The following is a 22,451-nucleotide window of genomic DNA, read 5'->3' on the forward strand; positions in this document are numbered from 1 at the left end:
ATGACTTACCTTAGCGAGTGATTCGAGCCCAAACAAGAGTTCAGGGCATCCGACCACCAAAAAATGCGATCGAACCCTAGTTTTTCGGCTCGACGCCCGCGGTGATAACCCGAAGCATCTCGGCGAGCTCCTCGCGCTTGGTCGGATCAACGGGGCCAGTGACGGCCTGCTCTTGAAGATTGAACGCGGGGAAGAGTGCGGTCATCAACTCACGCCCACGATCCGTGAGCTTCACGACAACGAGGCGACCATCGGTCTCGCTGCGCTGCCGCGTCAACCAGCCGCGTCGCTCGAGCGTCGTGAGCACACCCGTGAGGGTCGCTTTGGAAAAACCGCCCTCGAGCGCGATCTGGCGAGTCTCTATCGGCTCCCAAATCCAGGTGACCCACAGCACGACGAACGCAGTCCACGAGAGGTTGTGCTCAGAAAGCACCGTGCGCTCGAAGTGGTTACGCACGGCATTCGCTGCCCGAAAGAGATTCGATGCAACAGCCATAGCGGAGTAGTCGAGCGGCAGGCCGCCGACCTTCTCTTGCACTTGGCGTTCAGTTTCAGTCAGTGTGTGTGGTCCGGCCACGGAGGGTCCCCTCGCTCGCGTTTAGCTGCGGTTACTCTATCTAACCCCTGGCATTCATAAATTCTTTTGCACGCATCGTTCGCAGATACGTACTGGTGTGGCATATTGTTTGTATCCAAACAACCCACGGAGGATTGAGTTGACTTCAATGGCGAACGTCACCCTGGCAGACCTAGATCTGTTCGAGAATGGCACACCCTGGCACGTGTTCGACAAACTTCGAACTGATGCGCCGGTGCACTGGTCTGAAGAACCAGCTCCCAACCACGGCTTTTGGTCGCTCACCCGCTACCACGACATTGTTTCCGTGCTCCGAGACACCGAAACGTTCTCGAGCGAGCGCGGCACAGTAAACCTTGAAGAACTCGATGCTGATCAGATCGAGGCTCGCAAGTCGATGCTCGAGACTGATGGTGTTCGTCACCGCGCACTCCGCCGCCTCATGCAGGGCGAGTTCACCCCGCGCGCTGTTGCCGGCTACGAGACCTTCCTGCGCGGCCTTACCGCCAGCACCCTCGACGCGGCCTTCGCTAACAAAGAATTCGAGTTCGTCGATCAAGTCGCGGCCGACTTCCCCATCCGGGTGCTCGCCAAGATGCTCGACGTGCCAGACACCGACATCTACAAGCTCATTGACTGGGGCAACCGGATGATCGGAAACGACGATCCGGAACACGCCGACGTACTGGCCAGCTCCGCCGAGAGTGAAGAGTTTCGCCTGCTACCGTTCCGCTCCCCCGCTGCCCGCGAGGTGTTCGAGTACGGCAACGACCTCGCCAATCAACGTCGCGGCAAAGACGGAACCGACCTCGTCTCACGGCTCGTCAACCAAACTCCTATGGACGGCGTAGAGCTCAGCGAGCGCGACTTCAACAGCTACTTCCTGCTGCTCGTCGTCGCTGGTAACGAGACCACACGCCACACCATTACTCACTCCATGAACTACCTCATGGACAACCCTGACCAGCTCGAGTTGTTGCAAGAAAAGCCTGAGCTCATCCCGTGGGCTGTTGAAGAGTTCTTGCGCATGGCCAGCCCGGTTTACCACTTCCGTCGCACCGCGACCAAGGACACCGAAATCAACGGTCAAGCCATCAAGGAAGGCCAGAAGGTCGTCACCTGGTTCGCTGCCGGCAACCGTGACCCCGAAGTTTTCGAGAATCCCTACACAATGGATGTCACGCGCAATCCCAACGAACACATGGCTTTCGGCCGTGGCGGCCCGCACATGTGTCTCGGAAACTCTCTGGCCCGCCTAGAGATCCGTATTATGTTCGAGAACCTGTTGCCCCGCATCACGGGGATGACGAAGCTGGGCGAACCAGACCGTCTCCGCAGCAATTTTGTCAACGGAATCAAAAGACTCCCGGTACGCGTCGAATTAGCAAAGTAGGCACATGAGTGAAGTTCGGCCACAAGGCAGACCACACGCAGTATGGGGCGATGAAACTGAAGTAGTTCAGCTCGCCCTCGACTGGACCGCCAAACGGATGGTCCGCGAAACCGATCCCCTGTCGACCGCTCGGCCCGCGGCCGAGTTAGCGACAGAGGTCGGCGAAGCGATCCGACCAGAAGGAATCGGTGGCGCAGAAGCCTTGCGCATCTTCGATGAAATTCTGGAGCCGGCAACCCGCGCGCAAGATGACGCACTGAACCTTGCCTACATCGCGGCCGCGCCAACGCGAGCTGCGGTCGCATTCGATCTCGTCACGAGTGCTGCCAATATTTTCGGCGGCCTCTGGGAGTCGGGTGCCGGCGCAATTTTTGCCGAGAATCAAGCACTCGATTGGATCGTTGGCCTCCTCGAATGGCCAGAAACTGCCGGTGGCGCCTTCGTCTCGGGCGGCACCTCAGGCAACCTCTCAGCCCTCATGACGGCGCGAGAAACCGCCAAGACCCGTCGCGGCGGTCGCCCAGTCGACGGCTGGCAACTTGCCTGCACTACTAACGCTCACTCGTCGATCAACTCGGCCGCAAAAGCGCTCGATGTTGACGTCGTCGATGTGCCCATCGACGAGCGCGGACACATGACCGGGGCTGCTCTGCGAGCCGTGCTCGAAAAGTCACCCAACGTATTTGCCGTCGTGGCATCCGCTGGCACGACGAATGAAGGCCTCGTCGACGATCTGGCTGACATCGCCGACGTCTGCGAAGAATTCGGCGTGTGGATGCACGTTGATGGCGCCTATGGCGGTGCGGGGCTCGCCGCCCCGAGCATCCGCCACATCTTCACCGGTATTGAACGGGCTGACAGCTTTATCGTCGACCCGCACAAGTGGCTCTTTGCGCCGTACGATTGCTGTGCTCTGGTCTACCGCGAGCCCAATTTGGCGCGAGCGGTGCACTCCCAGCACGCCAGCTATCTGGATGCCATTGATCGCAGCGAATCGAACCCGAGCGAAGTCGCCTTGCATCTGTCACGGCGCGTTCGTGGCTTGCCCCTGTGGTTCAGCCTGGCCACTCACGGCACCAACAAGTATCGGGATGCGATCGAAAGCTCGATAACGACGGCGCGCGAAGTCGCCCGTGCGATTGAGGCGACCGACTATCTCGAACTCGTTCGCGAGCCAGAACTGTCGGTGCTTCTGTTCGTGCGCAGTGGTTGGACAGCTCAGCAGTACTCGGAGTGGTCGAAGCAAGCAGCGCACGACGGAGTCATCCTGTGTGTGCCGACAACGTGGCGTGGCCAGAGCGTGCTGCGGCTCGCTTTTGTGAACCCCGACACCGAGACGCGCAAGGTGATGGCAGCCCTCGAAACGCTGCGCTAGCCTGCGCCTGGGGTAGCTTTAGGCCACGGTGACGAAGCCGACCAGTGCACGAAGGGCGTGACGAGATGAATTCGACAGTTTCTTTGACTGAGATGGCGGCCACAGAGTTAGCGAGTGCTGTTGCCTCCAACAACGGGCGCAGCGCCGTGACCGTGTGCGGCGGACGCGACGCTCAACTTCGACAAACGTTGATGGCCCTGCGTGCCGGCGAAGGCCTCTCTGAGCACTCCAGCCCCGGCGAGGCAACATTGCAAGTTCTCCTTGGCCACGTCACGCTGCGCACAGCGGACGAGTCCTGGGAGGGCAAGCCTGGCGATCTGCTCCCCATCCCCACCGAGGTTCACGCCCTGGATGCGCTCGAAGACTCTGCAATCCTGCTCACCGTCGTGAAAGCGCTGTAGGCCCCTTCTCCATTCGCGTTCAGCAGGCGACGACCCGCTAGCCGAGCTTGGCGACGCGGTCGAGGAAAGCATCCACGAGCGCCGCAGTGCGCTGGCCCGCTACCACTTCTTCAGCACGCGTCTGCGCCAGCATGACCTCGGCGTTTTGACCATCGGCGGTCACTTCATCAATGCCGCCCTGATCGAGCCAACCCTGGAGGATCGCAGTGTTGAGTTCGGGGTGAAATTGCACGGCAAGACTGCGGCCATACGTGAACGCTTGGGGTGCGACAGGATTGCGGGCGATCTCGACGGCGCCGTCTGGCATCGTCCACTGGTCGTAGTGAAACTGGAACCAGGGGCCGTTCGACACCAACGACGTGTCGTCGCTGTGAATCGCTGTCCACCCAATTTCGGCTTTCTGACCGCGCGCGACAGTGCCGCCGAGAGCGCGAGCAATCAGCTGGCCTCCGAAACAAATACCGAGTACCGGGATGTCCGCCTCGATGATGGCGCGCACCCACTCAAGCTCTGGCTGTAACCAGCGGCCGATGCACGCGTCATCCCAGGCGCCCCACGGCGCCCCCATCGGAATCACGAGGTCATACTGCGACACATCCGGAAACTCAAAATCTACATTCGGGTTATCGAAGTTCTCTTCGGTGACAACCATGATTTCGTCGATCTCAAAGCCACGTTCCCGCAGGCGATCCCCCACTGGCCCGCTAGCGGTGACGTGATCATGTTGCACCAGGAGAGCTCTCATCTGTGTACCTTTCAGGTAAATTTCTGGCGATGAGTGGACAGCCACACCGCTGTGTGCCTTAGTATCGCACTAATCGTTCAGTGCCGAACGATTTATTTTTCGGAGGAAGAATGACTCTCGACATAGCAGCACTTCAAGCAGACTTGCAGGCAAAAGGGATCGATGTTCTGCGCCTGATTTTCCCGGATGTGCTGGGAATCACCCGCTCAAAAGATCTCCTCGTTAGCCAATTGCATCGCACGAAGTCCCCGCTGTTCTGCCAAGGCGTGTGGGTTACCACGACCGGTGGTGATGTGCTCGACGGAAACGACATCATGTCATCCGGCCTTCCCGACCTCCTCACGCAAATCGACCCCGAAACACTCACGATGATGCCGTGGGAGCCCGGTGTCGCCCTCATCATCGGCGATGCATTCAACCCCGACCACAGCGTCAGTGACGTTGCGCCCCGCTCGGTACTTCAGAACGTCATCGCCGAATACGCTGCCCTCGGCCTCACGCCAACAGTCGGACCTGAACTCGAGTTCTACATTGCCAACTACGACGAAGAAACTGGCTGGAGCCGAAGCCTCAGCCGCACCGGTCGCGTCTACACCACCGGCGAACACGTCGACCCCGGCGGGCAATTCCTCAACCTCATGCGCATGCTCGACGGCATGGACATCGGTGTCTTCGCCGGCAATCACGAATTCAGCCCATCGCAGTACGAAATCAACCTCTGGCACAGCGAAGCGCTCAATGCCGCCGACCGCACCTTCCTCTTCAAGACCGCCGTGCGCGACATCGTCGCCCGCACCGGCAAGCACGCCCTATTCGTGGGCAAGCCCTGGGACGACGAAGGCGGCAGCGGGTTCCACCTGCACTTCTCCGTCGTCGACGAAGACGGCAATAACATCATGTCGGATGGCGGTGCTGGGCTCTCAGAGACGGCCAGCCACATGATCGGCGGGATCCTCGCCCACGCTGGTGCCCTCGCGGCGCTCTCCAACCCCACTGTGAACGCCTACAAGCGCCTCGGCCCAGACACTCTCGCTCCGTACCGCGCCAACTGGGGCCATGACAACCGCAGCGCGATGCTGCGGGTACCGCCGGAGCGCGGCGCTGGCACGCGATTGGAAGTTCGCCTCGGCGACCCGGCAGCAAACCCTTACCTGTTGATCGCATCCACTCTGGCTGCGGGGCTCGACGGCATCAAGCGCAAGCTCACCGCGCCCGCAGCCGTCGAGGGCTGGGCCTACGCAGACGAGTCAGCCGCAATCCTGCCCATGACCCTCACTGCCGCTCTCGACGCCTTAGACGCCGACACAGTGATGCGCGAAACGATGGGCAGCACGGTCATCGATGTCTTCACTGTGCTGAAGCGGGATGAAGTGGCGCGCTACGAAGACTCCGTCTCAGACAAGACGACGCGCGATATTAGCCAGTGGGAGATCGACGAATACTTCGCTGACTACTAAACCGCGCAAGCCTGTGGATGCCTCTGGCGCTGACTCTTGACAGAGTGTCAGTGGCCGGGGGCACACTAGTTTTATGACCAACATCGCGTTATTTCATTCAGTTCTTGGCGCGCGCCCCGGCTTTCACGATGCTGCAGAACGACTGCGTGCCGAGGGGCACGAGGTCACTGCTGTCGATCAGTACGATGGCCGCACCTTCGACTCCTACGACGAAGCGAGCGCGTTCGCCGAAGACATTGGCTACCCGGCGCTGATGGCTATCGCCGCGCAGGCCGTCGGGCACTTGCCCGATGGCTTCATTACGGCAGGGTTCTCCAACGGCGGAGGAATGGCCGAATATGTGGCAACCCAACGGAACGTCGCTGGAGTTCTCATGTTTTCGGGTGCGTTAGACCTGTCGATGCTTGGCGTCGCCGCCTGGCCCGCCGGTGTTCCCGCTCAGATTCACTACGCGCTCGATGACCCGTTCCGCAGCCAAGCAGAGATTGATGCGGTCACGCAATTGGTGCGCGCGGCGGGAGCGTCAGTCGACGTGTTCGACTACCCGGGTGCCGGCCACTTGTTTACCGATAGCTCGCTGCCCGCTGAGTTTGACGCCGAATCCACCGAACTGCTCTGGTCGCGTGTTCTCCCATTTTGCGCGTCGCCTCCGGCGTAGCGTTCACTCCGCTGGAACGACGTCTAGCCCGCGAGCGATACGCTCAACAGCCGCGACGACATCCGCCAATGGAGCCGACGTGTCAATCACGTGAGTTGCTCCAGCTCGCAGTACGGGTTCGACGTCGCGAATTTCTTGCTCGACCTTTAACCGCTCGGCAGGTGACTTCCCATAGTCACTTGAGATGCGGTTTCGAAGCCTCTCGAGGATTACGGCCCGCGGTGCTGTGAGGAGAACAACAGCATCAAAGCGGTGATAGAGCTGGCCCTGATTTGCCACTGTGCCCTGCACCACCAATGGTCGATCACGTTGCCGGTCGAGCATCGCTGTCACCAGGGGGATGCTCCACAGGGGCTCACCGTCGACATCGTCAATCCAGTTTCCCTCGTCGGTATCGACAGCGTTGATCCCGCGCTGATTGAGCGCAGCCAACACGGTCGACTTGCCGACGCCAGACATTCCCGTCACCAGCACGACCCTCGCGAACCCGGCCGTCATACGTTCTGCGGTCATGCGCACAGTCTCCCAGACAACGAGAGACCACGCTGGAAGATCCGCTCAGCGGTAGGGTCGCGAAAGCCATCGGGGTACAGAAAAGCCCCGACGAGAGCTTCGCCGGGGCTTCTTCGTGAGCGAGAACTGTTTAGATCGCGTTCGAGCGGTCTTCCACGAGCTCGCCACCGTTGAAGGTGACACCGATTTCGCGGTAGTAGCCGCCGAGAATCTCCTGCACGGGCAGAATCGAGTGCAGTTCATCCCACTGTGAGTCGCCTAAGTGCAGCTCGGCGTCGCCCTTCCAGGTCTCGCCAATCTCAACATCAGTGCCGCCCATGGTGATGAGCTGGTCGAGTGACATTCCGGCATCTTTGCTGATGGATGGCATGAAACGGCTGTGCAACATTTTGTGGCCGTTGACGAACCCGTTACTCTCGGCAAGCTCACGCAACGTGACGACCGCCGAAGCAAGACGGTGGTCGTAGGCAGCGATGGAAGCGCCGAACTGGCCGCCGTTCTCGAGCTTGGGAGTTGCCTTGCCCGCGTTGAACACACGAGTAACAGCAATGTTGCCGAGCTTCTTGGGGTAGCCCTGGAACCAACCACGGCCGATTGCGAAGTCTTTGTTGACCCAGATGGCGACACAGCGGCTGTACACGGTTCCCTTGAAAGAACAACGCACCACCATGAACGCCTCGAGGTACTGAGCGCGCACCGGGTCGAGCAGTTCGAGGCCACCGGTGCTGCACGACTGCCAATCGGCCCAGACTATGGCAACGGCGCCTGGTTGCTCGGGAGCGAGGTCAATATCGTCGGGGAGGATCGCACGTACGTTGGATGGATCGGTCAGATACTCGACGGTGAGTAGCGTTCCCGAGTAGTACCAGGGCATCTTCGGCACGAGCGAACTTGACCCTTGTGGAGTGAGTGGAGGCAGAAATCCTTTGAGTTCGGTCATGCGCCAGAGTGTAGCCCAAAACGGTTCGTATCCGAATGAATTTCTGAAATCGCTTGACTAAGTCACCCTGTCTTCGCCATTGTTTAACCCAACTCGTTCGGATACGGATGAACTGATATTGAACTCAATGAGGAGTTTCACCATGGCGCTTGACCAAAAATCCCAGGAAAGCCCCGATCGGACCCTGCGCAAAGGGCGACTCGGCGTAATCGGAATCGTCTTCTTCGTCGTGGCAGCAGCCGCGCCACTGGTCGGAATGACCGGCGCAGTGCCCGTCGCCATCGTTCTGGGCAACGGTGCCGCAGCTCCCGGGGCCTACCTCTTTGCCGGCATTATTCTGTTGCTGTTCAGCGTCGGCTACGCCGCAATGAGCCAGCGCGTCACCAACACTGGGGCGTTCTTCGCGTACATCGGTCGCGGACTCGGTCGCAATGCCGGAATCGCTGCATCCTTCGTTTCGGTGCTTGCCTACCTCACCATTCAGCTCGCAATCTACGGCTTCTTCGGCGGCGTCATGGCCGGCCAAGTAGGCCTACTCCCCTGGTGGGGCTGGACATTCCTCGCGTGGATCGTTGTCACAGCGCTATCGCTGGCCCGAGTCGATGTCGGAGCCAAGCTGCTCGGTGTCTTGATGCTCGCCGAACTCACCGTGCTCGTCATCGCCGCCGTCGCCATCCTCATCGACGGTGGCCCTGAGGGTCTCAACTGGGCAGCCTCGTTCTCGCCTGATCTGATTCTCGCTGGAGGCCTTGCCGGTTCCGCCGGAATCGCTTTCGCCTTTGCCTTCGCGTCATTCATCGGATTCGAAGCGACCGCAATCTACGGCGAAGAAAGCAAGGATCCGAAGCGCGCAGTACCTCGCGCAACGTACCTCGCCGTCGGCCTCATCACGGTGCTCTTCGCCTTCACCGCGTTCGCACTCGTCACGGGAATGGGTGCCTCGAATGTCATCGAGCAGACGCTCGAACGTTCAGCCGGCCTCGAAGACCCCGCCGCAGTACTGTTTACGCTCGCCAGCGAATACGTTGGCCCCTGGCTCGCAACACTCATGAGCATTCTCGTGCTCTCGAGCCTGTTCGCTGGGTTGCTCGCCTTCCAGAACGCTGCGAGCCGCTACCTGTTCGCCCTCGGCCGTGGTGGCGTAATTGCCAGCTCCGCTGGAACCGTGAACGGTCGCGGAGCACCTGGCCGCGCATCCCTCATCGTGTCGATCATCAGCGGTGTCGTGATGTTCCTGTTCGCCGTGTTCCAGCTTGACCCCATCGGCAACATGTTCTTCTGGTTCAGTGGCCTCGCCGTGGTGGCGATCGTGCTGATTGAAGCACTCGTCTGCATCGCGATCATCCGCTTCTTCTTGCAGAACAAGGGCACCGAGAACATCTTTGTCACCCTGATCGCGCCGATTCTGGCCTTCATCGGTCTCGTGCTCGCTGAGTACCTGCTGATGTCACGCTTCGGCCTGCTCGCTGGCGACCTCACACTCGCTGCCGGAGTCGACCCCACGGTCACCGCATTCGGACTCAACGCCTTCGGCTGGTTCCTCGTGCTGTCACCATTCATCGTTCTCATCATCGGATTCGTTGTGTCGCTTGTTCGCAAGAACCTCAACGAAGAACTACTGCAGGACGTGATTTCCTAAGCCACCAAGACGAATGGCCCCGGCACACTAGTGCTGGGGCCATTCGTACTTAAAGGATGAAGTGAGTTGCTTCGCGCTATGGGGTGGAGCCCGTCGCAACTGGCCGCTCTGGCTGGTTCGCCCACGCCGACCACGATCCGGGGAACAGCGCCGGGCGGAAGCCTGCGACCGTGAGCGCGAGCGCATCGTGGGCGGCGGTTACGCCGGAGCCACAATAAACGCCGACCGCGTGATCGACGCTCACACCGAGTGCTTCGTAGCGCTCGCGCAGTGTCTCAGCATCAAGGAACTGCCCAGCCTCGTTGAGATTGCCCGAAGTCGGCGCACTGATCGCTCCCGGAATGTGGCCGGCACGAGGATCAATTGGCTCCACCTCGCCGCGGTAACGCTCGCCAGCCCGCGCATCCAGCAGCACACCGGTCTCAGCGAGGGTGGCAGCATCATCCGCACTGAGGACAGGTTCGTGTCCGGCACTCAGCGTGATGCTCCCGGGAGCAAGGCTTGTCATATCGTCTGATCCGGTGGCCAGTGGATGATCGGCCGACGTCCACGCGGAAAGCGCACCGTCGAGCACCCGAACGTCTGTTGCACCCATGTAACGCAGCAGCCACCAAGCCCGCCCGGCGGCGAGGCTGTTCCAATCGTCATAGACGACAACTGTTTCGTCATCGTTGAGACCCCAACTGCGGGCTGATTTTTGAAAGTCGTCGGCGTCAGGAAGAGGATGACGCCCCTCGGCCGGTTCACCATGGCGAGCGAGCTCAGTATCGAGGTCGACGTAGACGGCCCCCGGAATGTGGCCAGCCCCGTAAAGAGGAAGTCCCGCAGTGCCGCCCAAGCTCCACCGCACATCGAGGACGCGAACAGGCGCTCCGCCGCCGGCAGCATCTGCGAGCAGGCCAGCAAGTTCGTTCGCGGTAATGAGAGGGTCAGGCATCCGAAGCTCCGATCATGGGGGAAGTTCCATGATCGCACTCAGTGACGATGTTGACAGCCGCAGAACGCTGTTCCCGCCGAGGCCACGAGGGCGCTCGGCGGGAACAGCGCTGGCTCACTAGCTTCGAGACTCGTCACGACCATCGGTCGCGAGAAGCTCTTCCTCAACAGAGCCCCCGTAGCCCTCCTTCTGTGGGTCCCCGTGGAGACCACCAGAAATTGCGTACTCCTCCTCAGGCGAAAGCACGAGACGCTTGCGACCGTAGAGGGCAAAGATGACGAGCATGACGATGTACACGACCGCGATTGCGGCAATCGCCGGACGCGCAGCCTCGTTGATAAAGAATCCTAAGAAGATAGCGACTGAAAGGACCCCACCGATGATCGCACCAGGCACTCCCCAAGGACTGCGATACGGCCGACTGGCATTCGGGTACTTCTTGCGAAGAATCAAGAACGAGACCATCTGGAGTACGTACGCAATTACCGCACCCCACACCGCGATGTTGAGCACAATTGCGCCCGCTACTCCGTCTTCTCCGCCTAGCGAGTTGACCAGCACGAGCGCGACATAGCCGATGATCGCCCCCACGAGCAGAGCAACAGCGGGAGTTTGACGCTTACCCGTGAGCGACAGGAACTTCGGGTAGTAGCCGGCGCGGGACAGCGAGTACATATTGCGCCCATAGGCGAACATGATGCCCTGCAGCGATGCGAGGAGCCCCACGAGGGCGAACAGTGCGAGAACTGCTGCTGCCTGGTTGCCAACCATGGCGCGGAAGCCATCGAGCAATGGTTCCCCGGCCCCTGAGATTTCGGAAGCGCCAACGATTCCCGTGTTGAGGAAGAGCACCAAGAGACCGGTAACGATCAGGGTGGTACGTGCGATCAAACCGGCTTTCGGGATGTCTCGAACTGGGTTGTGCGCTTCTTCGGCCGCAAGCGGGAGCTCCTCGATACCGAGGAAGAACCACATCGCATACGGGAGGGCAAACAGGATCGGAATAATACCGTGAGGCAGGAACGATGACTGGCCGGGGTCGGGAGCGATATTGAAGAGATTGTCCCAACTGAATAGTCCGGAGAATGCGGCCATCACTGAGAAAACAAGAAGGATCACAATTGCCAGAACGGCAACGATAATCGCGAATCTGAAAGAGATGGCAGCGCCGGCGGAGTTGAGCCCGATAAACACGGCGTAGAGGATCAGCCACCAGACGGGTGCCGGAAGCGAGAAACCGAGCAACTCGCTAGTGATGCCATCCGCGTAGCCAGCGGAGAAGTAGACGATGACCGCTGTCGTTGCAACATATTCGATCGTCTCGGCAAGACCGGTGACAAAACCGCCCCACGGGCCCATCGCCGCGCGGGCGAAGGAGTACGCGCCGCCAGTATGAGGCATTGCCGATGCCATCTCACCGATGCTGAAAATCATTCCGTAGTACATGAAGATCAGAAGCGCGAAGGCGATGAGCATTCCGCCGAAGCCGGCATACTCAATACCGAAATTCCAGCCGGAGAAGTCCCCCGAGATAACGGCCGCAACCGCTAGGCCCCAGAGACCCCAGATGCCCGCCGTGCGTTTGAGGGTGCGTTTTTCAAAATACCCGGCCGCGGCCGTCGTATATTTCACCCCGGAGACGTTCAGTGTGTCTTTGGACATCCTGTTTCCTTTGCGCTCTGGTTGCGTGCAACGAGGGGTCGGGCACACAACTCTGTGAGAATCCTTGCGATGACTATACGGCGATCAATGGTTGTTGACTACCCATAATCAACAGAAATTTCCCGCGTTGGCGGTAAAACTTTGCGGACATCACCACGTGATGTGTGTTCTAATGGTTGGAAAGTGCACCATTTGACTCGCTCAATGAGGAGAAGTTTATGATCACCCACTCCGGAAACCTCACGCTCGAAGAACTCGCAGCCGATGTCGCTAGTGGCGCAATCGACACAGTGCTCGTGGCGTTCACCGACATGCAGGGGCGACTGGTGGGAAAACGACTCTCGGCGAGACTCTTCCTCGAGGATGCCGCGGCTCACGGTGCTGAGTGTTGCAACTATCTACTCGCCGTCGATGTCGACATGAATACTGTTGAGGGCTACGCCATGTCGAGCTGGTCGCGCGGGTACGGCGACATGGTCATGGTGCCCGATCTGGGCACGCTGCGCCGCGCCCCTTGGCTTGTGGCCACCGCGCTCGTCACCGCCGATCTCCAGTGGCACGACGAGTCACCCGTCGCCACCTCCCCTCGCCAAATTCTCAAAGCCCAACTCGACCGCCTCGCCGAGCGCGGGCTCGATACCTACGTCGCCACCGAACTTGAATTCATCGTCTTCGATGACAGCTATCGCGAGGCATGGAAAAAGGGCTACCGCGAGCTTTCCGCCGCCACCGATTACAACATCGACTACAACGTGCTGGCATCCACGCGAATGGAGCCGCTGCTGCGCGACATCCGTAACGGCATGGATGGCGCGGGAATGTACTGCGAAGGTGTCAAGGGCGAATGCAACCCTGGCCAGCAGGAGATTGGGTTCCGCTACGCTTCCGCGCTAGATACGTGCGACAACCACTCCATCTACAAGAACGGCGCGAAAGAAATCGCCGATGCCCACGGCAAGAGCCTGACCTTCATGGCCAAGTACAACGAGAAGGAAGGCAACAGCTGCCACATCCACATCAGCCTGCGGGGAACCGACGGCACTGCAGTCTTTGCCGACAAGGATGCCGAACACGGAATGTCAAAAATGTTCCGTCATTTTATTGCCGGTCAACTCGCGGTCATGCGCGAACTCACCCTGTTCTCTGCCCCCAACATCAATTCCTACAAGCGCTACGTCCCCGGAAGTTTTGCTCCCACGGCGCTGGCCTGGGGCCTCGATAACCGCACCTGTGCGCTACGCGTCGTCGGCCAAGGACACGGGATGCGTGTCGAGAACCGCGTGCCCGGCGGCGATGTCAATCAGTACTTGGCGGTCAGCGCCCTCATTGCGGCCGGTCTCTACGGAATCGACAACGAACTTGAACTCGATGATGCCTTCGAGGGAAACGCCTACACGAGTGACGTCGCCCGAGTACCGGCATCGCTGCGGGAAGCCACGGAACTCTTCGCGGCATCCACCTTCGCCCGGGATGCCTTTGGCGATGAAGTGGTCGACCACTACCTCAACTACGCCGCCATCGAACTGGCGGCCTACGACTCTGCGGTAACCGATTGGGAAAAGGTGCGTGGTTTTGAGCGTCTCTGATCGGCCTGTTATCGGCCTGACCACCTACCTCGAACAAGCGCAAACCGGCGTGTGGGATGTTCCGGCGGCGTTCCTGCCCAAGGCGTACTTCGAGGCGGTCACTCGTGCTGGCGGCATCGCGGTGTTGCTTCCACCGCAGCCGGTCAGCCCAGAAATTGCCCGCCGGGTGCTTCAGGGGCTCGATGGACTCATCATCACCGGAGGCAAAGACTTCAATCCTGAACGCTACGGCCAAGAACCGCACCCCACCACCGATGATCCGCGACTCGACCGTGATGCGTGGGAGGCCGAGTTGTTGAGCCAAGCCCTCGACGCCGACCTGCCGTTTCTCGGCATTTGCCGTGGTGCCCAAGTGCTCAATGTCGGCCTTGGCGGCACCCTGCACCAGCACTTGCCCGACGTTGTTGGCCATACAAAATATCAAGCCGGTGGCGGAATTTTCACTCAGATGCCCGTCGAGCTTGAGGGTAATCTGCTCACCCGCGAGATGCTGGGTGGCGAACCCGACCCCCTGCTCGTGCCCGTCTACCACCACCAGGCCATTGACCGCCTCGCCGACGGGCTTGTTGTCACGGCCCGCACCAGTGACGGCGTCATCGAAGCTGTAGAGCTACCGTCTGCGACCTTCGCGGTTGCCGTGCAATGGCATCCCGAAGCAGCGCCAGAAGACATCCGATTGTTCGAAGGGCTCGTGGAAGCGGCCCGCCACTACCGAAAGGCTCTCGCGTGAGCACCTATACCGTTATCAACCCTACGAACGAGACCGAGATCGGCACTGTCGATCTGCTCGATATCGAAGCCACGGATGAGGCGATCGCCCGGGCGGCTGTTGCGCAAAAATCGTGGGCTCGAGTCTCCCCCGCCGACAAGTCGCTGATGCTGCGACGGTTCGCTCAGACGGTAGATAGCGACCTCGAAAACCTTGCAGCGCTCGAGGTCAGCAACTCCGGGCATCCCATCTCGCAGGCCCGCTGGGAAGCCGGTCACGTTCGCGACGTTCTCAACTATTACGCTGCAGCCCCTGAGCGGATGTTCGGCCAGCAGATTCCCGTCGCTGGCGGCATCAACATCACTTTTCACGAACCTCTCGGTGTCGTCGGGGTCATTACGCCGTGGAACTTTCCGATGACGATCGCCGCGTGGGGCTTCGCGCCAGCACTCGCGGCGGGTAACGCTGTGGTGCTGAAGCCCGCTGAATGGACACCGTTGACGAGCATCCGACTGGGGGAATTGGCTCTCGAAGCCGGTCTTCCCGAGGGATTGTTACAAGTTCTGCCCGGCAAGGGTTCTGTCGTCGGCGAGCGCTTCGTCACGAACCCCACCGTGCGCAAGATCGTCTTCACGGGGTCGACTGCGGTCGGTAAGCAGATCATGGCCGGATGCGCGGCTCAGGTAAAACGGGTCACGCTCGAGCTTGGCGGCAAGAGCGCCAACATCGTGTTCGCCGATGCTGATCTCGAGAAGGCGGCTGCCGCGGCACCGTACGGAGTCTTCGAGAACGCTGGCCAGGACTGCTGCGCGCGCAGTCGCATCTTGGTCGAACGCAGTGCCTATGACCGTTTCATGGAACTTCTCGAACCTGCCGTTGCTGGCGTGCGCGTTGGCGACCCTGCTGACGAAGCTACCGAGATGGGACCGCTCGTTTCGGCGAAGCACTTGGCTTCGGTGCAGTCGTATGTGCCCGCGGATGCGCCTGTTGCGTTCCGGGGAACCGCGCCAGATGGCCCGGGATATTGGTTTGCACCCACTGTGCTCACCCCTGAATCACGCAACGACCGCTGCGTCACCGACGAGATATTCGGCCCCGTCGTGACCGTGCTCCCGTTCGACGACGAGGCCGATGCGGTGCAACTGGCCAACGACTCTGAATACGGGCTGTCTGGCTCCATCTGGACGCGGGATGGCAGCCGGGCAATTCGTGTATCTCGTGGCGTCGAGGCCGGCAACTTGTCTGTCAATTCGCACTCGTCTGTGCGGTATTCAACCCCGTTCGGTGGCTTCAAACAATCCGGTCTTGGTCGCGAACTTGGCCCGGATGCGCCGCTGAACTTCACGGAGACCAAGAACGTCTTCATCGCCGTCGACTAGCAAACTCACCCCTTCCCACTCAAGGAGCACCGAATGACCATCACCCCTCTTGACCTCACGCAACGCCTCGCTGGCAAAGTTGCCGTCATCACCGGCGGCGCGAGCGGAATTGGCCTCGCCACTGCACGACGTTTCGCCGCCGAGGGCGCCACTGTGGTGATCGCCGACATGGACGAAACGACGGGCCTCGCGGCGGCCGAACTCGTTGGCGGGCACTTCATCAAGGTCAATGTGACGGATGAGGCGCAGGTGAACGCGCTTTTCGACACCACGGCCAGCACCTACGGGTCGGTCGACATCGCGTTCAACAACGCCGGAATTTCACCGCCAGAAGATGACTCGATTGTCACCACCGAGTTGCCAGCGTGGGAAAAAGTTCAAGACGTCAACCTCAAGTCGGTTTACCTCTGCTGTCGCGCAGCGCTGCGCCATATGGTCAAGCAGGGCAAGGGCTCGATCATCAATACGGCATCCTTCGTCGCTATCATGGGATCAGCGACTAGTCAGATTTCGTACACCGCCTCTAAGGGCGGCGTGCTGGCGATGAGCCGTGAGTTGGGCGTGCAGTTCGCCCGGGAGGGAATTCGAGTCAATGCACTCTGCCCCGGCCCCACGAGCACTCCCCTTCTCCAAGAACTCTTCGCAAAGGATCCTGAGCGGGCCGCTCGTCGTCTCGTGCACATCCCGATGGGCCGTTTCGCCGAAGCAGACGAACTCGCTGCCGCCGTTGCGTTCCTCGCCAGCGATGACTCATCATTCATCACCGCATCGACGTTCATCGTTGATGGCGGCATCAGCTCTGCCTACACGACACCGCTGTAATGGATGAGCCGACCGGTCTCCACGGAGAGTTGCTGCTGCGCCCGGTGCGCGGAGGCAACTCATTCGAGGAGACCGTTCAGCGCCTCCTGCAGACAGTTCGTCTCGGCTTGGTGGCTCCCGGCGAGCGGTTGCCCGCCGAACGGGAACTCGCGACGATGCTCTCGGTCAGCCGCGACACCGTTCGTGATGCCATCGCCTCCCTCAGCGACGCTGGCTATCTCGTGTCTCGACGCGGTCGCTACGGGGGAACGTTCGTCAGCGACATTCTGCCGACGCACATTCCGGGCACGCCCTCCGGCGACTCGGTGGGGCCAACACGCCCACTGACTCCCGAAGTGATCGAAGACACACTCACTCTGCGGGAGATCCTTGAGGTTGGCGGAGCACGCGCTGCCGCCGGTCGCGCCCTCACTCCCACCGAACGAGAGCTTCTGTGGGAGAGTCTGAGCAACGCGAATGCCGCAAGCGACGAAGAATACCGTCGACTCGATTCGCGCTTTCACCTCATGGTGGGCGAGCTCGCCGGTTCAGCCTCCCTCACTCCGCTGATTGCCGATGTGCGGATGCGCGTGAATGAGCTACTCGACAACATCCCCTCTCTCGGCCCCAACATCGAGCACTCCAATACTCAGCACGAGCAAATCGCGATCGCGATTCTCACCGGGCGTCCGGATGCCGCAGCGCAGGCCATGAGCGAACACCTTGCAGGAACGGCTCTCCTGCTGCGCGGGTTCCTCGAATAGCACCCTCGCGTAATCGTTCCGCTCCATCGTCACGCCCGCTTCGCAGAAATCCGGCATACGCTAAAAGCATGCTCACCCCACCTGAAGCCGCGAAGGTTCCCACGGAACGCCTCCAGCATGGCGACCGCTACGTCGACAACTACGAGTGGATGCGCGACAAAGAGAGCCCAGACACCCTCGCGCATCTCCACTCGGAGAACGCTTTCACGTCAGCCCGCACGAGCCACCTCAGCGTGCTGCAGGAGCAGATCTTTGAAGAGATCAAGGCCCGCACGCAAGAGACCGACCTCAGCGTGCCTGTTCGCCGTGGCCAGTGGTGGTACTTCAGCCGCACCGAAGAGGGCAAGCAATACCCGATCCATTGCCGCGCGCCGATTGCAGGTGACGATGACTGGACGCCCCCGACGATTGCCGAGCCTGCTGCTGTCGACGCTACTGATACGGATGCTGCTGCGGATGTCCCCACCGTTCCCACCACGCTTCCCGGTGAGCAGATCCTCCTCGACGACAACGTCGAAGCCGAGGGTCACGAATTCTTCAGCCTCGGCTCGTTCTCGCTCAGCGACGATGGCACGCTGCTGCTTTACGGTGTCGACATCGAGGGCGACGAGCGTTACACGCTGCGCGTGCGCCAGCTCGGTGATTCTGCGGCGGCGAGCGGCGATACGAGCAACACCGACACTGACGCCGTCATCCGCTTCAGCTCCGCCAATGACCTTCCTGACGAAATTCCGGGCACCGCGGGTGGCGCGCTTCTGGATGCCACAGGCAAATACGTCTTCTATGCGACGGTCGATGATGCGTGGCGCCCCGATACCGTCTGGCGCTACGAGCTGGGCTCGGCTGCGGCATCCGCGGTGCAGGTCTTTCATGAGCCAGACGAGAGTTTCTGGGTGGGCGTTGGCCGTTCACGCAGTGGCAAGTATTTGGCGATCGAGGCGGGCTCGCGCCTGACGAGCGAGACGCGACTGCTCGACACGAGCGATCCAACCGGTGAGTTCGAGGTTGTCTGGCCGCGCGAAGTGGGCGTCGAGTATGACGTCGAGCACGTCGTCGTTGGCACGCAGGATCGCCTGCTGATTGTGCACAACAAAGACGCGATTAACTTCGAGCTGGTGAGCGTCGCCGCCGCCGACCCCCTCGGCGAGCGCCGCGTAATCCTCCCCCACAACGAAGCCGTTCGCCTCGAGGGCGTCGATGCCTTCAAGGACTTTGTTGCCATCGAGTACCGCCGCGAAGGCCTCACTCGCGTGGCGATTGCGATCGTTCCCAAGCATGGCGGGCGCTACGAAGACATTCCCCATGAGCTGAAGTTCGACGACGAACTCTTCACCGTGGGCCTCAGCTCCAACCCCGAGTGGAACCAGCCGAGCATCCGTCTCAGCTACGGCAGTTTCGTGACCCCGACGATTGTCTACGACTACCTTGTGGATGACAACGAGCTCATCATGCGCAAACAGCAGCCGGTGCTCGGCCGCTTTGATCCAGCGCTGTACACGCAGCGTCGGGAGTGGGCTACTGCTTCCGACGGCACTCGCGTGCCGATCTCACTCGTGTACCGCAACGACCTCGTGGTGCCAGGCACCCCGGCACCGACGGTGCTGTACGGCTACGGCTCCTATGAGATCAGCATCGACCCCGGCTTCGCTGTTGGCCGCCTGAGCCTGCTCGACCGCGGCATTGTCTTCGCCGTCGCCCACGTTCGCGGTGGTGGCGAACTCGGTCGCACCTGGTACGAAGGCGGCAAGAAGTTGCACAAGCGCAACACGTTTACCGACTTCGTGGCGTGCGCCCATCACCTCATCGACACCGACGTGACCTCCAGCGATCGACTGGTTGCTGAGGGCGGAAGCGCTGGCGGCCTGCTTATGGGTGCTGTCGCGAACCTGGCTCCACAACTGTTTTCGGGCATCCTCGCAGTCGTCCCGTTCGTGGACCCGCTCACCTCGATCCTCGACCCTTCACTGCCGTTGACGGTCATCGAGTGGGATGAGTGGGGCGACCCCCTCCACAACGAGGAGGTGTACTACTACATGAAGTCGTACTCCCCCATCGAGAATGTGCACGACACCCACTACCCGCGCATCCTCGCGGTGACCTCGCTCAATGACACCCGCGTGCTCTACGTCGAGCCAGCCAAATGGGTTGCCCGACTGCGTGAAGTGGGGGCGGATGCTCTGCTCAAGACCGAGATGGCGGCGGGCCACGGCGGCGTCTCCGGCCGCTATGACGCCTGGCGCGAACGAGCCTTCAACTACGCGTGGATGGTGGATGTGACGCGCGACTCGGCGCGCTGATCACAGGCTCCGGGGCGCTGCGCATCAGCGCGCGGTTTTCAGGTTATGGCCGGCCAGCGCGAGCACGACCGCGCTGGCCACCGGAAGTAGCACCAACAGCACGGGCGTGCTGAGCCAACTCACGGTGAGTCCGACGCTCAGGATGCTGGTGAGCAACAACGCATCCGCCTGCCACAGCACGACGAGCGCGCCAGAAAGGTCGCCGCCGGGAGTCGGGATCGGGGTGAGAAGCTCCAGCGGCATCTGCCCCTTTGTCGCATCCATAATTCGAACGGTGACGATAACGAGGGCGAAGACTATCGCGAGCAGAACACTCTCCAGCGAGGCACCGGCGGCGCTGGCCACCAGTGCACCTGCTCCCCCAAAGACGAGCACGCCCGCCACCGGAAAAGCCGCGTGCAACGCGAACTCTTTCGCCACCCCGAAGCCATAGAGCGGTACGCCGGCCGCGGTGTCGGCTGCGTGCCGAAACCCATCGCTCCACACGCCAAGTGCGAGGAAAGCGATGATTCCGCCGAGCAATGCCGGCATCCACGCAACAGCGGCGGGAACAGCACTCGGGCTCGCCAGCAAGAAGCCGGCAACGAGAAACGCAAGCGCCGCCGTGATAAACCGCTCCGGCGTGCGGAGGGAGCCAACAAGGTCACGCACGAACACCACGACCGCTACGGGCCCATTCCGCACCGCCCGCCAACGGCGCCCCGTCGTCGGCAACGCGCGGAACTGTGCCAGCGCTCCCGCAAAATCGGCGCTGGCCGTAAAAGTACCGGCGCTTGTCCAGCGTCGAGCTTGCGCACTCAACTCCGGACCGCGGATGCCGTCCAACAGGCTAGGCACCGCGAGCGAAGCAGCAATGACCGCGATCGTGAGCCCGACAAATGCCGGCCACGCCGGAAGCTCAGGGCTCGGGTAAAGCAGCGCGAACCATCCCACCGGGGTCACGAGCAGGCCGGCGGGAATCACGGCAAAGGCGAGTGAAACCAGCGCGAGCGCTCCAGCGACCAGCGTGGACGTGCGGGTCGAAAGACTTTGCCCGGCGAGCCAGGCGATTGCCGCGAGAATACCCACGAGCACCGTCGCCGCCACGAACGTGACCACCGCGAGCGCTGACGTCGTTCCCGCTACTGCGAGCGCAGAGCTCAGCACAAGAGCAATTATGACGAGCAGCCCCGCGAGTTGAGCTGCCGAGACGATGAACGGTCGTCGTAACGTGTGTCGCCGAGGCAGATGGTTGCCCGCGACAACAGCGCTGCGAAAGGGATCCATCAGGGCAGGCCCACGCATCCGCCCGAGCACGAGCAGCCCCGAGATGAGCAGCCCCGTCGCCGCCGCAAGCACGGCGGGCGAAGCCGCGTTCACCAGCAACGACACGACGGCGGGTGACGCAAGGCCAAGCACCGCCATCCGGATAGCTGGCACACCGACGATCAGCATCACCATCACGACCACATAGATCGTGTATTTGAGGTCATTCTCGCTCTGCGCCGGCCGGTCGCGACGCAGTCGCCGCAAGCGCCGAAGCGTGGGATCGGATGCCATTACGAGCGTGTCAAAGCAACAGTGCGGTCGCTCACGGCGTCAATCAGTTTCGCATTGTGGGAAGCGAATAGCAGCGTTGTGCCCTCAGCGACGAGACTTCTCAAGATGCGGGCAACTTGGCTTCGGCGCTCCTTATCGAGTCGTTGCTCTGGTTCGTCGAGCAGCAGCACGTCGAAGGGCCGTGCGATTGCGAGAGCTAAGGAGAACATTTGTGTTTGACCAGATGAAAGTTCGTGGGCAAAACGGGTTCGCAGGTGGGTAAGGCCGAAATCGTTGAGCAGCGCTGTGGCCCGCTCGCTCGCGGAAGTGACCGTAGAACCCCACGAGACGCCGACCATCGTCAGTTGCTCGTCGAGCGTGAGATCGCGAGCGAATGAGGTGTGGCCGAGATGACCCGTCACCATTCGACGAAAAGCCGGGCTTCGCTCATCCACCGGAAGACCACCGACGTGCGCGCTTCCCGCGGTCGGCGCCATCAGACCGGCGAGCACCCGCAGCAGCGTGGTCTTGCCCGCCCCGTTGTCACCCGTGATTGCCACCGCGGTGCCTGTGGGAATGTCGAACGACACTGATTCTAAGAGCCGCACGTCATCGATGTGCACGGCAAGAGAAGCGACTCGAACACCGAAGTTCGTGTCAGCGGAATCAGCCACAGCAGTGTCGTGAGATTTCCCCATGAAATCCAGTCTAGTTATCAGGGCGAAGAAAGGGCTCTCACTATTACCGACTCGTACCCCTCACAGCGACTAGGTGCGCGCTATGACAGCGGCCAGAATTAGTTCGAGACGGGCATGGGACATGCCGACCGCGACAAGCGACGGTAGTTGCCCTCATCGAGGTCGACCTAGTTGAGCCCGGTTCAGGGCCGTGTTGACTCATTTCTTTCCCACTTCGGCCGGACTTTCCACGCGACGAAGGCACTAGCCGCGAAAATGGCACCGAGCACGGGAAGGATCCAGGTCTGCACTGTGGGATTAGGTCCGATCGCGGCCGGAATCAGAGAGATCAGCCCTGCGCCAGCAGCGACCATGACGATAAAGAAAACGAGAAATAGACCAAGAGAACGTTTCATTTTCTAA

The 22,451-nt window shown here is 61.0% G+C and carries 21 protein-coding genes; 12 read left to right on the top strand and 9 right to left on the bottom strand.

Annotation, left to right across the window (positions count from 1 at the left end; genetic code table 11):
- Positions 1–76: 76 nt before the first annotated feature.
- Positions 77–577: a MarR family winged helix-turn-helix transcriptional regulator gene (locus tag FFT87_RS12540; RefSeq protein ID WP_219949030.1), complete on the bottom strand. Its 501-nt coding sequence runs from the start codon at positions 575–577 to the stop codon at positions 77–79.
- A gap of 148 nt (positions 578–725) precedes the next feature.
- On the opposite strand from FFT87_RS12540, the gene FFT87_RS12545 reads away from it, so the two are divergent.
- The 3 genes from FFT87_RS12545 to FFT87_RS12555 all read left to right on the top strand — a co-directional run bounded on the left by FFT87_RS12545 (position 726) and on the right by FFT87_RS12555 (position 3,746).
- Positions 726–1,970, top strand: a complete 1,245-nt coding sequence (locus FFT87_RS12545; protein ID WP_219949031.1) for a cytochrome P450 — start codon at positions 726–728, stop codon at positions 1,968–1,970.
- A 4-nt stretch (positions 1,971–1,974) separates the two neighbouring features.
- Positions 1,975–3,345, top strand: coding sequence for an aminotransferase class V-fold PLP-dependent enzyme (locus FFT87_RS12550; protein ID WP_255559933.1), 1,371 nt, complete (start codon positions 1,975–1,977; stop codon positions 3,343–3,345).
- 65 nt (positions 3,346–3,410) lie between these two features.
- Positions 3,411–3,746: a cupin domain-containing protein gene (locus tag FFT87_RS12555; RefSeq protein WP_219949032.1), complete on the top strand. Its 336-nt coding sequence runs from the start codon at positions 3,411–3,413 to the stop codon at positions 3,744–3,746.
- Positions 3,747–3,783: 37 nt separating this feature from the next.
- On the opposite strand, the gene FFT87_RS12560 is transcribed toward FFT87_RS12555, so the two are convergent.
- Entirely contained in the window at positions 3,784–4,491 is a 708-nt protein-coding gene (locus tag FFT87_RS12560; protein WP_219949033.1) for a type 1 glutamine amidotransferase, read from the bottom strand.
- Between the two features lie 110 nt (positions 4,492–4,601).
- Here FFT87_RS12560 and FFT87_RS12565 point away from each other — a divergent pair, with 110 nt between their 5' ends.
- Both FFT87_RS12565 and FFT87_RS12570 read left to right on the top strand, forming a co-directional pair.
- Positions 4,602–5,948 (top strand): glutamine synthetase family protein, encoded by a 1,347-nt coding sequence (locus tag FFT87_RS12565; protein ID WP_219949034.1) that lies wholly within the window; start codon positions 4,602–4,604, stop codon positions 5,946–5,948.
- Between the two features lie 73 nt (positions 5,949–6,021).
- The gene (locus FFT87_RS12570) at positions 6,022–6,606 is read left to right on the top strand and encodes a dienelactone hydrolase family protein (protein WP_219949035.1); all 585 of its coding nucleotides are present in this window, start codon (positions 6,022–6,024) and stop codon (positions 6,604–6,606) included.
- A gap of 3 nt (positions 6,607–6,609) precedes the next feature.
- Here the strand turns inward: FFT87_RS12570 and FFT87_RS12575 are convergent, their stop codons facing one another.
- Together FFT87_RS12575 and FFT87_RS12580 are read right to left on the bottom strand one after the other, a co-directional pair.
- Positions 6,610–7,119, bottom strand: coding sequence for an AAA family ATPase (locus FFT87_RS12575; protein WP_219949036.1), 510 nt, complete (start codon positions 7,117–7,119; stop codon positions 6,610–6,612).
- A gap of 130 nt (positions 7,120–7,249) precedes the next feature.
- Positions 7,250–8,059, bottom strand: coding sequence for an acetoacetate decarboxylase family protein (locus tag FFT87_RS12580; protein ID WP_219949037.1), 810 nt, complete (start codon positions 8,057–8,059; stop codon positions 7,250–7,252).
- Between the two features lie 127 nt (positions 8,060–8,186).
- On the opposite strand from FFT87_RS12580, the gene FFT87_RS12585 reads away from it, so the two are divergent.
- Complete coding sequence (locus FFT87_RS12585; protein WP_255559934.1) at positions 8,187–9,698, top strand: APC family permease; 1,512 nt, start codon at positions 8,187–8,189, stop codon at positions 9,696–9,698.
- Between the two features lie 76 nt (positions 9,699–9,774).
- On the opposite strand, the gene FFT87_RS12590 is transcribed toward FFT87_RS12585, so the two are convergent.
- Together FFT87_RS12590 and FFT87_RS12595 are read right to left on the bottom strand one after the other, a co-directional pair.
- Positions 9,775–10,635, bottom strand: a complete 861-nt coding sequence (locus FFT87_RS12590) for a sulfurtransferase (protein WP_219949038.1) — start codon at positions 10,633–10,635, stop codon at positions 9,775–9,777.
- 117 nt (positions 10,636–10,752) lie between these two features.
- Entirely contained in the window at positions 10,753–12,297 is a 1,545-nt protein-coding gene (locus FFT87_RS12595; RefSeq protein WP_219949039.1) for an amino acid permease, read from the bottom strand.
- A 218-nt stretch (positions 12,298–12,515) separates the two neighbouring features.
- Here FFT87_RS12595 and FFT87_RS12600 point away from each other — a divergent pair, with 218 nt between their 5' ends.
- From FFT87_RS12600 to FFT87_RS12625, 6 genes are all read left to right on the top strand, one after another.
- Positions 12,516–13,883, top strand: coding sequence for a glutamine synthetase family protein (locus FFT87_RS12600; protein WP_219949040.1), 1,368 nt, complete (start codon positions 12,516–12,518; stop codon positions 13,881–13,883).
- Complete coding sequence (locus FFT87_RS12605) at positions 13,870–14,613, top strand: gamma-glutamyl-gamma-aminobutyrate hydrolase family protein (RefSeq protein ID WP_219949041.1); 744 nt, start codon at positions 13,870–13,872, stop codon at positions 14,611–14,613. The genes FFT87_RS12600 and FFT87_RS12605 overlap by 14 nt, the downstream gene beginning before the upstream one ends.
- The gene (locus FFT87_RS12610; protein ID WP_219949042.1) at positions 14,610–15,971 is read left to right on the top strand and encodes an aldehyde dehydrogenase; all 1,362 of its coding nucleotides are present in this window, start codon (positions 14,610–14,612) and stop codon (positions 15,969–15,971) included. The genes FFT87_RS12605 and FFT87_RS12610 overlap by 4 nt, the downstream gene beginning before the upstream one ends.
- 33 nt (positions 15,972–16,004) lie before the next feature.
- A complete protein-coding gene (locus FFT87_RS12615; protein WP_219949043.1) occupies positions 16,005–16,793 on the top strand; it encodes a 3-oxoacyl-ACP reductase in 789 nt (262 codons plus the stop codon).
- Complete coding sequence (locus tag FFT87_RS12620) at positions 16,793–17,536, top strand: FadR/GntR family transcriptional regulator (RefSeq protein ID WP_219949044.1); 744 nt, start codon at positions 16,793–16,795, stop codon at positions 17,534–17,536. The genes FFT87_RS12615 and FFT87_RS12620 overlap by 1 nt, the downstream gene beginning before the upstream one ends.
- A 68-nt stretch (positions 17,537–17,604) precedes the next feature.
- Positions 17,605–19,833 (top strand): S9 family peptidase, encoded by a 2,229-nt coding sequence (locus tag FFT87_RS12625; protein WP_219949045.1) that lies wholly within the window; start codon positions 17,605–17,607, stop codon positions 19,831–19,833.
- A 24-nt stretch (positions 19,834–19,857) separates the two neighbouring features.
- Here the strand turns inward: FFT87_RS12625 and FFT87_RS12630 are convergent, their stop codons facing one another.
- The 3 genes from FFT87_RS12630 to FFT87_RS12640 form a co-directional block, all read right to left on the bottom strand.
- Positions 19,858–21,372 (bottom strand): hypothetical protein, encoded by a 1,515-nt coding sequence (locus FFT87_RS12630; RefSeq protein ID WP_219949046.1) that lies wholly within the window; start codon positions 21,370–21,372, stop codon positions 19,858–19,860.
- Positions 21,372–22,049, bottom strand: a complete 678-nt coding sequence (locus FFT87_RS12635) for an ABC transporter ATP-binding protein (RefSeq protein WP_255559935.1) — start codon at positions 22,047–22,049, stop codon at positions 21,372–21,374. The genes FFT87_RS12630 and FFT87_RS12635 overlap by 1 nt, the downstream gene beginning before the upstream one ends.
- 182 nt (positions 22,050–22,231) lie before the next feature.
- Positions 22,232–22,444: a hypothetical protein gene (locus FFT87_RS12640; RefSeq protein ID WP_219949047.1), complete on the bottom strand. Its 213-nt coding sequence runs from the start codon at positions 22,442–22,444 to the stop codon at positions 22,232–22,234.
- Positions 22,445–22,451 lie beyond the last annotated feature (7 nt).

Origin of the sequence: Salinibacterium sp. M195 (assembly GCF_019443965.1) — a bacterium.
Taxonomy (GTDB): domain Bacteria; phylum Actinomycetota; class Actinomycetes; order Actinomycetales; family Microbacteriaceae; genus Rhodoglobus.

Bases quoted from the DNA above. Each gene is read 5' to 3' on its own strand.
- FFT87_RS12565 (WP_219949034.1), top strand. From the start codon at position 4,602: ATGACTCTCGACATAGCAGCACTTCAAGCAGACTTGCAGGCAAAAGGG.
- FFT87_RS12550 (WP_255559933.1), top strand. From the start codon at position 1,975: ATGAGTGAAGTTCGGCCACAAGGCAGACCACACGCAGTATGGGGCGAT.
- FFT87_RS12600 (WP_219949040.1), top strand. From the start codon at position 12,516: ATGATCACCCACTCCGGAAACCTCACGCTCGAAGAACTCGCAGCCGAT.
- FFT87_RS12620 (WP_219949044.1), top strand. From the start codon at position 16,793: ATGGATGAGCCGACCGGTCTCCACGGAGAGTTGCTGCTGCGCCCGGTG.
- FFT87_RS12555 (WP_219949032.1), top strand. From the start codon at position 3,411: ATGAATTCGACAGTTTCTTTGACTGAGATGGCGGCCACAGAGTTAGCG.
- FFT87_RS12580 (WP_219949037.1), bottom strand. From the start codon at position 8,059: ATGACCGAACTCAAAGGATTTCTGCCTCCACTCACTCCACAAGGGTCA.
- FFT87_RS12630 (WP_219949046.1), bottom strand. From the start codon at position 21,372: ATGGCATCCGATCCCACGCTTCGGCGCTTGCGGCGACTGCGTCGCGAC.
- FFT87_RS12615 (WP_219949043.1), top strand. From the start codon at position 16,005: ATGACCATCACCCCTCTTGACCTCACGCAACGCCTCGCTGGCAAAGTT.
- FFT87_RS12570 (WP_219949035.1), top strand. From the start codon at position 6,022: ATGACCAACATCGCGTTATTTCATTCAGTTCTTGGCGCGCGCCCCGGC.
- FFT87_RS12635 (WP_255559935.1), bottom strand. From the start codon at position 22,049: ATGGGGAAATCTCACGACACTGCTGTGGCTGATTCCGCTGACACGAAC.
- FFT87_RS12560 (WP_219949033.1), bottom strand. From the start codon at position 4,491: ATGAGAGCTCTCCTGGTGCAACATGATCACGTCACCGCTAGCGGGCCA.
- FFT87_RS12595 (WP_219949039.1), bottom strand. From the start codon at position 12,297: ATGTCCAAAGACACACTGAACGTCTCCGGGGTGAAATATACGACGGCC.
- FFT87_RS12640 (WP_219949047.1), bottom strand. From the start codon at position 22,444: ATGAAACGTTCTCTTGGTCTATTTCTCGTTTTCTTTATCGTCATGGTC.
- FFT87_RS12585 (WP_255559934.1), top strand. From the start codon at position 8,187: ATGAGGAGTTTCACCATGGCGCTTGACCAAAAATCCCAGGAAAGCCCC.
- FFT87_RS12590 (WP_219949038.1), bottom strand. From the start codon at position 10,635: ATGCCTGACCCTCTCATTACCGCGAACGAACTTGCTGGCCTGCTCGCA.
- FFT87_RS12575 (WP_219949036.1), bottom strand. From the start codon at position 7,119: ATGACCGCAGAACGTATGACGGCCGGGTTCGCGAGGGTCGTGCTGGTG.
- FFT87_RS12545 (WP_219949031.1), top strand. From the start codon at position 726: ATGGCGAACGTCACCCTGGCAGACCTAGATCTGTTCGAGAATGGCACA.
- FFT87_RS12625 (WP_219949045.1), top strand. From the start codon at position 17,605: ATGCTCACCCCACCTGAAGCCGCGAAGGTTCCCACGGAACGCCTCCAG.